Raw genomic sequence first — 13,656 nt, 5'->3', positions numbered from 1 at the left:
TCGTAGCGTCCGGGGGCGTGATGGACTGGCTGGTGGAGCGGATGTCCGAGCGGGTCGCCGAGTTGGCGCCCGCGCCCGCCGGGCTGCGGCCGGTGCTGGGTGATCCGGGTCCGCCGGTGCTGGGGTTGGCGGTGCAGACGGTCCGGGACGGCCCGGCGTGCCAACTGGCGCTGTACCGGCGGTTCGGCCCCGTGTCGTGGTGGCGCGCGTTCGGTCGGCGGATCGTGGCGGTCACCGGTCCGGAGGCGTGCCGGGTCGTGCTCACCAACCAGGACAAGGCGTTCCGCACGGGCTGGCCGGACACCATCGGGCCGTGGTTCGACGGCGGACTGCTGGCCCTGGACGCGCCGGAGCACCTCCGTGCCCGTCGGCTGCTGTCGGCGGCGTACTCCGCGGAGTCGATGGCGGGCTACCTGGCCGCGATGTCCTCGGACATCGACGCGGAGCTGTCCCGGTGGCCGGTGGCGCGGACGTTCGCCGCTGTCCCGGCACTGCGCGCGTTGTCGTCCCGCGTCACCACGCGCGCGTTCCTGGGCCTGCCGTCGGATCGAGCCGAGCACATCATGCGCGCGGTCGAGACCTGCGTGCGCGCCGAGACCGCGCTGCTGCGGGTCCGTGTTCCCGGTACCGCGTGGCAGCGTGCCCACCGGGCGCGCGACCGCCTGCTGACCTACCTGACCGCCGCCCTGCGCCACCCCCGCGAGGGCACGGATTTCCTCTCGACCCTCTCCCGCGTCGACGGCCTCACCCCGCGCCAGGCAGCGGAACACCTGCTGTTCACCCTCATCGCCTCGCACGACACCACGACGGCCGCCACCATCGCCGCGGTGTACTTCCTGGGGAAGCACCCGGTCTGGCAGGACGAGGCCCGGGCCGACGGGGTGACCCTCGACCACGCCATCCGCGAGAGCATCCGGCTCGTCTCCCCGTCCCCCATCGCGATGCGGGTCACGACCCGGGACACCTCGGTGTTGGGCCACCACATCCCGGCGGGCCAGCTGGTGTCGGTGTGCACGGGGGCGACCCAACTGCTGCCGGACCTGTGGCCGGACCCGCACGACTTCGACCCGACCCGCATGGCCACCCCGCTCCCCCACCGGCTGGCGTGGCTCCCGTTCGGCTTCGGCCACCACAAGTGCGTCGGGGAACACCTGGGGATGCGCAAGGTCGCCTTGGTCGTGGCGGCGCTGCTGGAGCGGTTCAAGTGGTCGTACCCGAGCACCTACGACGCTCCCTGGCGCTTCACCTCCCTGCCCGCGCCTGCTGACGGCCTGCCGCTGCTACTCCATCCGCTCGACTAGGTCGCGGAGGCGTCGGGCGGCGTGTTCGGTGACCGGCGGGCCGTGGCCGAAGCAGAGGACCGCGGGTTCGAGGTCGGCCTGGGTGCGCAGCGACCGCGCGGCCCGCTCGGGGTCGACGTTGAAGACGCCGAGGATCACCTCGTCCTGGGACTGGGCGATGGTGTCGCCGGTGAACAGGACACCGTGCTCGGGCAGGAAGACCGCGACGCTGCCCTCGGTGTGGCCGGGAACGGCGATGACCCGGGCGCGGTCGCCGAAGTCGAGCACTTCGCCGCCGGTCAGCTCGACGTCGACCGCGCACACGGGAGCGGGCGGCACGTGCGGGATGACCTGCGCGAAGATCTCCACCTCCCAGTCCGCCAGACGCGGGATGCCGGGTGCCGCGGTGCCGCGCACGACGTCGGCGTCGCCCGCGTACACGGTCGCCCCGTGCCAGGCGCGCACGTCGGTGGCCGCTTGACCACGCCGAAGTCGATGGTGAAGTCGACGACGCCACCGTCCGCGTCGCGGCCGATCCAGACCGCGTAGCCACTGGTACGACCCCGTGTTCCGGTCGAACTCGGCCAGGTCCGGCGAGGTGTGCTCCCATTCGGCCAGGTACAACGGGAACAGGTCGCCGTCGGGTAAGCGGGCTAGGGGGGTGGGGCCGACAATCCTCAGTGGACCGCTCGTACCGGTCGCTACGCTCGGGGGAGTCGATCACCGGGAGGCAAGGGTGGCAGCGCTCTACGACCGCATCGGTACCGGGTACTCGTCGGGGCGGCGGACGGATCCGCGCTGGATGGCGCCGATCCTCGCCGCCCTCGGGGACGCGCGGACCGTGGCCAACGTCGGCGCCGGTGCGGGGTCCTACGAGCCGGATGACCGGCTGGTGATCGCCATCGAGCCGTCCGGTGAGATGGTTCGGCAGCGGCCGCCGGGGCCGGTGGTGCGGGCGGTGGCCGAGGCGCTGCCGTTGCGGGACGGGGCGGTCGACGCGGTGCTGGGGGTGCTCACCGCGCACCACTGGACCGACTGGCGGGCCGGGCTCGCCGAACTCCGCCGGGTGGCGCCCCGCCAGGTCCTCCTCGCCTACGAGACGGCCCACCACGCGGACTTCTGGTTCGTCCGCGAGTACGTGCCCGAGATCGGCGACCTGGAGCGCGGCAGGCCCTCCGCCACCGACATCGCCCGGGAACTCGGCACCGACGAGGTCATCCCGCTGCCCCTGCCCTGGGACTTCACCGACGGCGTGTTCCCCGCCTATTGGCGGCGCCCCGACGCCTACCTCGACCCAGGGGTCCGCCGCGCCACGTCGGCCCTCTCGCTGGCCGACCCCGACGCCGTCGAGCGGGGCGTGCGCCGCCTGCGCGACGACCTCGATACCGGGCGCTGGCGGGAACGCCACCGGGATCTGCTCGAACTGGATGAATGGGACGCGGGTTTCCGGTTGGTCGTGGCGCGCGGCTGACGCGGGCAACCCCCGGGGGCGGCGGGCCGTGTAGACGGCGGTGATCAACCTGGGAGGAGAAGCGCGTGACGGTGTCTCGGCGTGGGTTCCTGGTGGTGGGTTCGATCGCGGCGATCACGCTGGGGCTTGACGTGCCCGCGTTCGCCGTGACGCCGTACGAGATCATGCGGTCGCGGTGGCGCGACCTGCTCACGGGGGTGGGTTTCGACCCGCGCGTCGAGCCGTTCACGAGCGCGTTGGCCGACGTCGGCGACTCGGCGACCGGGTACCTCGACGACATGACCCCCGGCGGTGCCGCGCTGTGGGCCGACCTGCCCATCGGCGCGAAGTCCGCGAACATCACCACCTGCTGCACCCGCCTGCGCACCATAGCGCTGGCCTGGGCCCAGCCGGGGACCGGTCACACCGGCTCCGCCACCACGGCCACCGCGGTCGTGGACGGGCTGCGGTGGATGCTCGACAACGCCTACACCGCCACCGGGGGCGAACCCGGCAACTGGTGGGACTGGCGGATCGGCGCGCCGCAGCGGCTGCTCGACATCTGCTGCCTGCTGTCCGTCCCCGCCGCCGAGCTGGCGGACACCCTCGCGGCGGTGGACCACCACGTGCCCGTGTCGCTGCTGTCGGCCTACGAGGAGAACAGCACGGGCGCGAACCGGGTCGACCTGTGCCAGGTGATCGCGCTGCGCGGCGTGCTCGGCCAGGACCCGACGAGCATCGCCGCCGCCCGCGACGGCCTGTCCCCCGTGTTCCCGACGGTGCTGCTCGGGGACGGCTTCCACGCCGACGGGTCGTTCATCCAGCACGACCGCGTCCCCTACGCGGGCGGCTACGGCGCCGTCCTGCTCGGCGGCCTCACCAAGGTCATGTCCCTGCTCGGGAGCACGACCTGGGCGGTGACCGACCCCAACCGGCAGGTGCTGTTCGACTCCGTCGAGTCGTCGTTCGCGCCGTTCATCCACAATGGACTGATGGTCGACTCGGTGTCCGGGCGGGGCATCGCGCGGCAGGACCAGGACGACCACAAGCGCGGGCACAACGTCATGGCGTCGACGCTGCTGCTGGCGACGACCGGGCTGGCCACGGTGGCCGAGGCGGGCCGGTGGCGGAGCCTGGTGAAGGGGTGGATCACGCGGGAGACGTACGCGCCGTACCTGGACCACATGCCGGTGCCGGACCTGGCGCGGGCGGTGGGGTTGCTGGCGGACGGGAGCGTACCCACCGGCGCGTCGCCGTCGTCGAGTCGGGTTTTCGGGTCGATGGACCGGGCAGTGCACCACCGTCCACAGTGGGCGTTCGCGGTGTCGATGCACTCCGCGCGCACGACTTTCTACGAGACCGGGAACGGCGAGAACCTGCGCGGGTGGCACACCGGTAGTGGGATGACGTACTGGTGGGGGCAGGATTACGGCCTTGGCCAGTACTCCGACGCGTTCTGGCCGACGGTCGACCCGTACCGGCTGCCGGGGGTGACGGCGTCGCGCAAACCGCTGGCGGATGAGGCGGGGGGTACGTGGAACAAGACGCCGCCGACGAACGTCTGGGCCGGTGGGGCGTCGGATGGTGTGGTTTCGGCGGTTGGGCAGCATGTCACGGGGTTGGAGTCGACGCTTACCGGTCGCAAGTCGTGGTTTCCGCTGGATGATGCCGTGGTGTGCCTTGGGGCGGGGATCACCGCGACGGACGGGGCGGTCGTGGAGTCCGTGGTGGACAATCGGAATCTCGGGGCCGCGGGGACGCACGCGCTGGTGGTGAACGGGGTGGCGCAGCCGACGTCGTTGCCGTGGAACCAGCAGTTCACCGGGGCGCAGTGGGCATCCATCGCGGGGTTCGGCGGGTACGTGTTCCTGGGCGGCGCGACGGTGACGGCGGATCGGGCCGCGCGCACGGGTTCCTGGCACGACATCGATAGCGGCGGTTCGAGCGGTTCGATCACTCGGCGTTACCTCGGGCTGTACTACGACCACGGCACCAACCCGACCAACGCTTCCTACGCCTACTTGCTGCTCCCCGGCGCTACTGCGGTGACCACCGCCGCACGCAGCGCCTCGCCCGGTGTGACGGTCGTGGCCAACACTTCGTCCGTCCAAGGCATCACCGCCGGATCCGTGCGGGCCGCGAACTTCTTCGCGGCGGGCGCGTGCGGCTCGATCACGGCGGACGCCCCGTGCTCGGTGCTGGCCCGGCAGGACGGTTCGGCGCTGTCGGTGGCCGTCGCCGACCCGTCCCGCACCTCCCCCACCGTGACGATCACCCTCCCGGACACCGGTTTCACCACGGCTTCGGCCGACCCAGGGGTGACCGTGCTGCGGACCTCGCCGACCACCAAGCTCCTGGTCGAGGTCGGCGGCACCCTAGGCGCCAGCCGCGTCGTCCGCCTCGGCACCGGCCCGACCATCACCCCGGCCACCGCCTCGACCGTTCAAGCCGCCGCCGACTCCCACGTCCGCGACGGCTCCCCGACCCAGAACTACGGCACCGCCCCCCTCCTCGTGAAAACCGCCTCCACCAACTTCAACCGCCGCGCGTTCCTCCGCTTCGACCTGACCCTCCCCACCGCCCCCCGACGCGCGGTGCTGTGGCTGCACGGCAAAGTCAGCGACGGCGAGAACCTGCACTCCACGGTCACGGCGCACCGGCTGACCGGGACGTGGACGGAGACGGGGGTGACCTGGAACAACCAACCCACCCTCGGCCCGGCCCTGTCGACGGCCCGCATCAGCCGCGCCGCGGACTGGATCGGCCTGGACGTGACGGCGGCGCTGAGCACCAACCCGGGCGTCCTGCACCTGGGCTTGTCGGGCGGCCCGTTCGGCGTCCAACTCGACAGCCGCGAGGCAACCGCGAACCGACCGGTCCTGGAGATCATCACCTGACCGATCTTCCGGGGATCGGGTGGTCGCAACTCTCAGGCCTGATGCCGGAGTGCGTCATTCGGTCCCCGGCACGACGAGAAGCCATCAAGGCTCAGCGGCGGAATCCTCGGTCTGGATCCCTCTCACGATCCGGGTAGAACGGGTCGAAGACCGAGGCGAGCGTTCCCGCAGGAGCAACTTCGCCGCTTTGGAGCAGTCCGAGGTGGTCGTGGTCCTCGAACAGCAGGATGCCCGCGGTCCTCGGGGTGATACTTGGGGGATAGCAGTCGTCGCAGAGGAATTCCGCACAGGTCGCGCACGTCCGCGAGTTGCCGGGCCGCCAAGGAACTTGACACCGTCGCGACGGCGTGCAACTGAGCTTGACCGGAAAACCCGGTAACCGCCATTACGCGGTGCTTCGCGGGCATGTGGTGCGGAATAGATGCTTCGTACGCGAGGGGTCGCCAGGCATGGCTTGACCACCCCAAACACCATCAGGTCGACCAACAGCGCGGGGTGACGATCGGGGGAATCACGCTGGTTGTCCGGGTGCTTCCACAGACTCCGAAGGGGTGATCAAGAACCCAGCACATCGACCAGAGCGCTCGGCGCCCGGACGCGCTGGAGGGGCGGACCCTGGTGGACCCGCCCCTCCCCCGCGTCAGATCGAACGGTCTACTCCGCGTACTCGGCGTAGGACTCGGTCAGGACTTCGAGGTTGTGGCCGTTGGGGTCCTCGAAGTAGAAGCCGCGGCCGTGGTCGCGGGTGTTGATCTGGTTGGGGCGCTCGTGGAACGGGTCCGCCCAGTAGGTGATGCCGCGGTCGAGGACCTTGGCGTAGACCGCGTCGAACTCCGTCTCGCTGATCTTGAAGGCGTAGTGCTGGCCGGTGATCGGGCCGTCCACGCGCAGGTAGTCGAGCGAGGCGGAGTTGGACAGGGCGACAACCTGGAACGGGCCGAACGGGGTCGGCTCCGGCAGGTCCAGCAGCTCGGTCAGGAACCGGGCCGAGGCCAGGTCGTCGGACGCTTGCACGATCGTGTGGTTGAGCTCGACGGTCATGGGATCCCTCCAGTGGTCTGTCTTCCTCCCGCGACCGACGCTAACCTCTCCACCTAACTGGAGGTCCAGGTGTTTCACCCCAGGGGGAAACAGCCGCTCTGACCGGTGAAGGTCAGGTGGACCGGGTCGATGCCGCCCCACACGTCCGTGCCGATGTTGGTGCCGAAGTACCGCGTCCCCCGCTCGGTCACGTTGATCAGGTCGTACTGCTTCGCGTGGTCGACCAGCTGACCGCTGCGCGAGTACGTGTCCGCCCCGGCGGGGTCGCTCACCTGGTACACCCACGTCCACCGGCACGCCGAGGGGCTCGCCTGCGCGGGAGCGGTCAGGCAGGCCGCGCCCACCGCTGCCAGGGCCACCGCGGTCAGGGTTCGTCTCATCGTTCTGTCTCCCCTCGGGCCGTCCACTGCGGACATCTGGATCCTCGCCGACCGGGCGCGGACCGCGTACCGCCTACGGGCGGGGATCGGTCGGGCTGGGACATCCGGCGCCGTCCGGTTGCGCCGTGTGGTCGGTCCGCGACCCACCGTCGACCACGGCGTTCACCAGTGCGAACGAGCGACCCGGCGGCCGATCGGGCCCCCGGGGGCGGTTGCTAGCGTGTGCGCGGTGTCGGAGCGTGAACAACCCGGGCGCGTGATCGACGGCCGGTTCGAGCTGCTGGGGCGGCTGGGCAGCGGCGGTATGGGCACCGTGTGGCGGGCCCGTGACCTCGGCCTGCACCGCGAGGTCGCGATCAAGGAGGTGCGGCCGAGCGACGCGCTGCACGAGAACAACCCGACGCTGGCCGAGCAGCAGCGGCAGCGGGTGCTGCGCGAGTCGCGCGCGCTCGCCCGGCTGCAGCACCCGAACGTCGTGTCGATCTACCAGATCATCGAGTCCGCGGACTCGAAGTACCCGTGGATCGTCATGGAGCTGGTCCGCGGCACCTCGCTGGACGCCCGGCTGGCCGAGGGACCGCTCACCCCGCCCGAGGCGGCCCACATCGGCCGCGGCGTCCTGGGCGCCCTGCGCGCCGCGCACGCGGCCGGGGTGATGCACCGCGACGTCAAGCCCGGCAACGTCCTGCTGCGCCTCGACGGCAGCGCCGTGCTCACCGACTTCGGCATCGCCAACCTGCACGACCACGGCCAGCTCACCGCGACCGGCGAGGTGATCGGCTCACCGGAGTACATCGCCCCGGAGCGGCTGCTCGGCGACGAGACCAAGACCGCGTCGGACTTCTGGTCGCTGGCGATGCTGCTGTACGTGGCCGTCGAGGGCTACCACCCGCTGCGCCGCGCGACCACCATGGCCACCCTCGCCGCCGTGATGACCGACCAGGTCCCGCCTGCGCGGCGGGCCGGTCCCGCGCTCGGCGCGGCCCTCGCCGCGGTCCTCATCTCCGACCCGAACGCGCGGCCGTCCGGCGAGGTGCTGGACCGGATGCTCGCGGCCGCCGAGCACGGCGCCGTGCCGTACCTCGGCCCGCCCACCCCGGCCGGGCCCGCCTTCCCCGCGCAGCCGACCCCGACCGGCGGCTTCCCGGCCCAGCCGGGCTACCAGCAGCCGGGCTGGCAGCAGCAGCACCCGGTGCACAAGCCGTCCGACTCGGGGTCCCGGCCGCTGCCGATGGCTCCCCCGCGCAAGCGCGCCACGCCCATGTGGTCCGCGGTAGCCGCGGTCGCGGTGGCCTTCACGGTCGCGATCGTGCTCATCACCGTGCTGAACAACAAGGACGACCAAGCGAGCCCCGGGTCGGGCGACCCGGACACGCCGTCGGCCTCCCAGCCGAAGGCCACCGGGGCCCAGCCCAAGGTCACCAAGGTCAGCGAGGCGGGCGGCGAAGAGCCCACCGATGAGCCGACGACCACGACCACCGCGCCGAAGGCGGAGAAGGACCTGCTCACCCCGGCGGGCGCGCGCTCGGTGGTCGGCGCGCTGACCGAGGTGATGCACGGCAGCAAGGTCGCGGAGCTGACGATCTACGGCGAGTACGCCATGGCCACCGCCCCGACCACCGCGGTCAAGAACGGCTTCGACAAGTTCGAGTACCGCAACGGCGTCGCGACCCGCCGCGGCGCCGACGGCGTGGACGCCGACCAGGTCCTGATCGACCTGAACAAGGTCAACTGGGACGCGCTGCCCGCGCTGTGGGAGCGCGCGAACAAGGACCTCAACGTCCCGAAGCCGGAGATGCGCTACATCATCGTCGACTCGGACATCATCGACGGCACCCCGTCCCTGCGGCTCTACGTCAACGACGAGTACGGCTCCGGCTACCTGTCCGCGACCCTCGACGGCAAGGTGACCAAGCTCTACCCCCGGGAGTGAGCGCGACGGGGCGCGTCGACCGGTGAGCCGACGCGCCCGCTCCGGTCAGTCGTTGGTCCAGACTCGGAAGTACCAGCCGTCGGAGTGGTCGCCGGGGACGTCCCGGTACTGGCACCAGCCGACCGGGTGGTACTCCATGGTGATCTCCCGCTGGCCTTCGCAGGACTCCTTGTCCGCGAACGGGCCCACCCACCCGGGCGTCAAACCGGCTGACGCCACGGGCGTCAGCACCGACAGGGCTATCCCGACCAAACCGGCCACCACTCCCGCGCGTCTCAGCATGGAGATCATTCTGGGCAGCCGCGGGGCGGGCCGACAATCCACCGACCGGTCGGATCGGTCCGGGACCGATCAGCCCCGGACGGGCCTTCGTCGAAAGACCCGTCAGACCTTGGCGGCCGGGGTCGGGACGTCGACGGTGACCAGTTCGCGGCGGGGGCCGAACAGGCCCAGCGGGTCGACGCGGAGCAGGGAGATGCCCGCCAGGACCGAGCCCGCGATGGCGCAGGCGATGAACGGCCAGTTGTAGAGCAGGTCCTCGCCCGCCGGGGAGTAGGTCAGGACCAGGAACACCCCGGCGCTGACCAGGATCGCCAGCTGGCGGCGCTGCCACGGCAGGGCGGCGCCGATGACGAAGCCCCAGGTCACGTACCACGGCAGGGTCGCGGGCGAGAGCACGGCGAGGGCGAAGAGGATGAACGCCATCCGGCGGACCGCGTCGGAGCCGCCGTGCCGGGAGAGCCACCACTGGCGGGCGGCGATGACGAAGAACGCCAGGCCGCCGATGACGCGGGCGGTGTTGACGAACCAGGCCTTGTTCGCGTCGAAGAACAAGTCCGCGACGGTGTGGGCGAACTCGCCGACGGCGGTCGGGATGGACAGCCAGTTGACGATCATCGTCGGCGCCTGCAGGGCCTTGAACCAGCCCAGGTCCACCCCCGCGAGCAGGGTGACGCCGCCGAAGGTGACGAGGAAGGTGGCCAGCGCGGCGGCGACCGCGCGGAACGCGTTGCGCCAGAACGTGGCCCCCAGGTGCGCGGCCCACACCCACACCAGGAACGGCAGGGCCATCATGGCGGTCGCCTTGATCGCGGCGGCCAGCGTGACCAGCACGATGCCGGTGACGTGCCTGCGCTCGAGCACGCACAGGGTGCCCGCGGCGAGCAGGCCGACCATGATCAGGTCGTTGTGCGGCCCGCCGACCAGGTGCACGACCGTCATCGGACCGGCCACGGCCAGCCACAGCGTGGTCGGCAGGTGGCCGCCGAGGTGGCGGACCAGGCCGGGCAGCGCCCACAGCAGCGGCACGAGCCCGACCATCAGCACGATCCGCATCAGCACGACGCCGAGGATCATGTTGGAGCCCGACACCCACGCCACGCCCTTGGCGAGCAGGATGAACAGCGGCCCGTACGGCGCGGGGGTGGTCTGCCAGAACGGGTGCACGTTCTGCACGACGTCCTGCATGCTCAGCACGATCGGGCCGACCACGTACGGGTCCTGCCCGTAGAGCGGCAGCATGCCCTGGGCGATGTAGGAGAACACGTCGCGGGTGAACACCGGCGGCGAGATGACCAGCGGCGCCATCCAGGCCGCGGCGGCGATCAGCACGGGGCGGGAGCTCACCCGACCGGCCAGCACGTGCCGTCCCAGCCGCACCCACGCCCAGACCACCAGGCCGAAGCCGAGGTAGATGGTCGCGGTGGCCAGCATCTGGCCGTGCCCGTAGCGCAGCCAGGACAGCGGGCCGTGGCCCAGTACCGGGTCGTTGACCAGCACCCCGGCCGCCCCGAACGCGCTGAGCAGGATCATCAGGCTGCCCGCGGTGCCGAGCGCGATCGTGCGCACCGGCAGCGGTCCGGGCCGCTCGTCGGGGTGCTCGGCGCGACCGTCGTCGACGGTGTCGTCGGGCTCCGACGGTGCTCCTGCGGTGTCTGCGTTCTGTGCGCCCAAGGAAGTTTCCAGGTCTGAGGACGGATCGGTGCTGGTGGCCATCGGGAGATGAGATTACACAGGCCACCTGAGCCCCACCGCGCAATGGTCGGTCCGGCCGCACCTTCGGCGTGCGGATGGTCACACCCGGTCGCCGCCGAACGGCGTGGTTCGCGTTGCGACGGACGGCCGGGGTGCGCAGTGTGGAGCGCGGAGACGCCCCGACCCGACCCCCGTGGGAGGCCCCCGTGATCGAGCCGGTCGAGGACCTGTGCGCGCGGCTGATCAGGTTCGACACCACCAACCGCGGCCACGGCCAGGCCACCGGCGAGCGCGCCGCGGCCGAGCTGGTGGCCGACCGGCTCACCGACGCGGGGCTCAAGCCGCGGCTGCTGGAGCGGGCTCCCGGCCGCAGCAACGTGGTCACCAGGGTCAGCGGAGCGCGACCGGAGCTGCCCGCGCTGCTGGTGCACGCCCACCTCGACGTCGTGCCCGCCGACGCGGACGAGTGGGCGGTGCACCCCTTCGCGGGTGAGATCCGGGACGGCTGGGTGTGGGGCCGCGGCGCCGTGGACATGAAGGACATGGTCGCGACGGTGCTGACCGTGGCCGCCCGCTGGGCCGAGGAGGGGCGGGTGCCGGAGCGCGACGTCGTGCTGGCCTTCGTCGCGGACGAGGAGGACACCGGCTTCTACGGCGCGCACTGGCTGGTCGACGACCACGCCGACCTGTTCGAGGGCTGCGCCGCCGCGATCGGCGAGTCCGGCGGTCACACCGTCCCGGTGCGGCGGCCGGACGGGTCGCTGGTGCGGCTGTACCCGGTGGGAACGGCGGAGCGGGGGGTGTCACACCTGCTGCTGACCGCGACCGGGCGCGCCGGGCACGGGTCGCGGCGCAACGACGACAACGCGGTGGTGAAGCTGGTGGACGCCCTGCACCGGCTGGCGGCGCACCCGTGGCCGGTGCGGCTGACCCCGGCGGTGCGGGCGTTCATCGAGCGGACGGCGGCGGCGTTGGGGGTGCCGGTCGACCTGGCGACGGAGGAGGGCGTGGCGGCGACGATCGCCCGGTTCGGCCCGGCGGCGAAGCTGGTGGAGAACACGGTGCGCAACAGCACGCGACCGACGGTGCTGTCGGCGGGCTACAAGGTCAACGTGATCCCGAGCGTGGCCCAGGCCCAGGTCGACACCCGGGTCCTGCCCGGCACCCAGGACGACCTGCTGGCCGACGTGGACCGCCTCCTGGGCCCCGGCGTCCGCCGCGAGTTCATCTCCCACCAACCCCCGGTCCAGGCCCGCGTCGACTCCCCCTGGTTCGACGCGATGGCCGTGGCGCTGCGCACCCACGACCCGGCGGCGGTGGTCGTCCCGTACTGCATGGGCGGCGGCACGGACGCCAAGGCCTTCTCCCGCCTGGGCGTGGAGTGCTTCGGCTTCGCCCCACTGCTCCTGCCCGAGGGCTTCGACTACCGGGCGATGGCGCACGGGGTGGACGAGCGGGTGCCGGTCGACGGCCTCCGCTTCGGCGTCGAGGTCCTGGACCGCTTCCTCTCCGGCTGACCCCGCGAGTTGTCCACAGGCGCGCTTCCGCGGCCTCGGCCGCTCGGTTTTCCCAGGTAGAATCAGAAAACAGGGGTTCCCTTGTTCCGGGGACCCCTCGCGCCGCGTTGAGCGATGGTTCGACCACGCCGGGCTTTGGGGCCGGAGGCGCGGACCGTCAGCGGGTTGGGGGCATCCCGCCGCTGGGTGGTTTGCCACCGCCACCTGGACCGCCGCTGGGAGGTGTACCGCCGCCGGGGGCACTGCCGCCGGCGGGGGCTGTGGTGGGGTCGATGCGGACCGGGAGGGTGACGGTGAAGCCGCTCGTCGCGTCTCCGGTGACGGTGGCGAGTTGGAGGGCCGCGCCGTCGTCGCCGAAGACGTTGTCCGTGGTGAGGTTGACCTTGGCGAGGTTGGTCAGCGAGGCGGTGTAGCCCGTTGTCGCGTAGACGATCTTGCAGGTGTCCTGCGGGAGCGCTACCTGGGAGGTGGCCAGGGCCTTGGTCGAGTCCGTGATGGCCGCCTGGTCCGGGTAGACCTCGAAGTGGATGTGCGGCCACCTGCCGTCGTAGCAGGCGGGGAAGACGCTGGTGAAGCGGACCTTGCCCGCGGTGTCGGTGATCTGGACGCCGCGCAGGTAGTTCTCGTTCTCGATGCCCTTGCCGTACAGGGAGTACTCGCCGTCGCGGTTGCAGTGCCAGACGTACACGGCGGCGCCCACCAGGGCCGAGCCGCCCGCGGAGAGGTCGGCCACCGCCAGCTCCAGGGTCATCGGGACGCCCTCGGCGGTGGTGGTGGAGCCGCCGAAGCTCGACCGGATGTCACCGCGGACCACGCCGCTCTGCTCCAGGACGTCGGGACCGTTCGAGCCGTCGCCCGGATAAGGGCCCGCGGTCTCGTCGGGGATCTCGCCCCCGGCCGTCGAGCCGTCGGCGGTGGCGGTCGACGCGGTCGACGCGGTCGTCGTGGTGGTCGCGCCGCCCGGGGTCTCGCTCGTGCCGCACCCGGCCAGGGCCGCCCCCGCGGCGCCCAACCCCAGGAAGCGCAGGGCGCGTCGGCGGTCGAACAGGGTCGCGATGTCGAAGGCCAAACCCTGGTCCACGACCTCGTCGTCCGGGCGGGCCAGGGGCCTGCCCTCGTACGTCGGGTTCATACGGCGAATCCTGGTACGACCCCCTTGGCCCCCGCACGAGGAGCGCGACCCA

At 71.9% G+C, this 13,656-nt stretch carries 11 protein-coding genes; 5 read left to right on the top strand and 6 right to left on the bottom strand.

Annotated features, from left to right (window positions below; translation table 11 throughout):
* The first annotated feature begins 20 nt into the window (after positions 1-20).
* Positions 21-1,301 (top strand): cytochrome P450, encoded by a 1,281-nt coding sequence (locus V5P93_RS16675; protein ID WP_104476635.1) that lies wholly within the window; start codon positions 21-23, stop codon positions 1,299-1,301.
* Here V5P93_RS16675 and V5P93_RS16670 read toward each other — a convergent pair.
* Positions 1,281-1,745 carry an MBL fold metallo-hydrolase gene (locus tag V5P93_RS16670; protein ID WP_181043289.1) on the bottom strand — a complete coding sequence of 155 codons (465 nt, stop codon included), beginning with the start codon at positions 1,743-1,745 and terminating at the stop codon, positions 1,281-1,283. The two genes, V5P93_RS16675 and V5P93_RS16670, sit on opposite strands and share 21 nt — an antisense overlap.
* A gap of 337 nt (positions 1,746-2,082) precedes the next feature.
* On the opposite strand from V5P93_RS16670, the gene V5P93_RS16665 reads away from it, so the two are divergent.
* Positions 2,083-2,751: a class I SAM-dependent methyltransferase gene (locus V5P93_RS16665; RefSeq protein ID WP_104476821.1), complete on the top strand. Its 669-nt coding sequence runs from the start codon at positions 2,083-2,085 to the stop codon at positions 2,749-2,751.
* Between the two features lie 65 nt (positions 2,752-2,816).
* Positions 2,817-5,627 carry a polysaccharide lyase family 8 super-sandwich domain-containing protein gene (locus V5P93_RS16660; RefSeq protein ID WP_146107907.1) on the top strand — a complete coding sequence of 937 codons (2,811 nt, stop codon included), beginning with the start codon at positions 2,817-2,819 and terminating at the stop codon, positions 5,625-5,627.
* Between the two features lie 654 nt (positions 5,628-6,281).
* Here V5P93_RS16660 and V5P93_RS16655 read toward each other — a convergent pair.
* Positions 6,282-6,668 carry a VOC family protein gene (locus V5P93_RS16655; RefSeq protein ID WP_104476632.1) on the bottom strand — a complete coding sequence of 129 codons (387 nt, stop codon included), beginning with the start codon at positions 6,666-6,668 and terminating at the stop codon, positions 6,282-6,284.
* A 74-nt stretch (positions 6,669-6,742) separates the two neighbouring features.
* A complete protein-coding gene (locus tag V5P93_RS16650) occupies positions 6,743-7,048 on the bottom strand; it encodes a hypothetical protein (protein ID WP_104476630.1) in 306 nt (101 codons plus the stop codon).
* Between the two features lie 229 nt (positions 7,049-7,277).
* On the opposite strand from V5P93_RS16650, the gene V5P93_RS16645 reads away from it, so the two are divergent.
* Positions 7,278-8,981, top strand: a complete 1,704-nt coding sequence (locus V5P93_RS16645) for a serine/threonine-protein kinase (RefSeq protein ID WP_104476819.1) — start codon at positions 7,278-7,280, stop codon at positions 8,979-8,981.
* Positions 8,982-9,026: 45 nt separating this feature from the next.
* Here the strand turns inward: V5P93_RS16645 and V5P93_RS16640 are convergent, their stop codons facing one another.
* The gene (locus tag V5P93_RS16640; RefSeq protein WP_146107906.1) at positions 9,027-9,263 is read right to left on the bottom strand and encodes a hypothetical protein; all 237 of its coding nucleotides are present in this window, start codon (positions 9,261-9,263) and stop codon (positions 9,027-9,029) included.
* A gap of 102 nt (positions 9,264-9,365) precedes the next feature.
* Positions 9,366-10,976 carry a polyprenol phosphomannose-dependent alpha 1,6 mannosyltransferase MptB gene (mptB, locus tag V5P93_RS16635; protein WP_181043288.1) on the bottom strand — a complete coding sequence of 537 codons (1,611 nt, stop codon included), beginning with the start codon at positions 10,974-10,976 and terminating at the stop codon, positions 9,366-9,368.
* 185 nt (positions 10,977-11,161) lie between these two features.
* Between mptB and V5P93_RS16630 the strand changes: the two genes are divergently transcribed.
* Entirely contained in the window at positions 11,162-12,472 is a 1,311-nt protein-coding gene (locus V5P93_RS16630; RefSeq protein WP_245930998.1) for a M20/M25/M40 family metallo-hydrolase, read from the top strand.
* A 157-nt stretch (positions 12,473-12,629) separates the two neighbouring features.
* Here V5P93_RS16630 and V5P93_RS16625 read toward each other — a convergent pair whose 3' ends face one another.
* Positions 12,630-13,604, bottom strand: a complete 975-nt coding sequence (locus V5P93_RS16625; RefSeq protein WP_104476624.1) for a 3,4-dioxygenase subunit beta — start codon at positions 13,602-13,604, stop codon at positions 12,630-12,632.
* Positions 13,605-13,656: the final 52 nt, after the last annotated feature.

Source organism: Actinokineospora auranticolor (genome assembly GCF_041897805.1).
Taxonomy (GTDB): domain Bacteria; phylum Actinomycetota; class Actinomycetes; order Mycobacteriales; family Pseudonocardiaceae; genus Actinokineospora; species Actinokineospora auranticolor.
The sequence above is the reverse complement of the archived record's forward strand: the minus strand, read 5'-3'. Positions and strand labels throughout refer to the sequence as shown.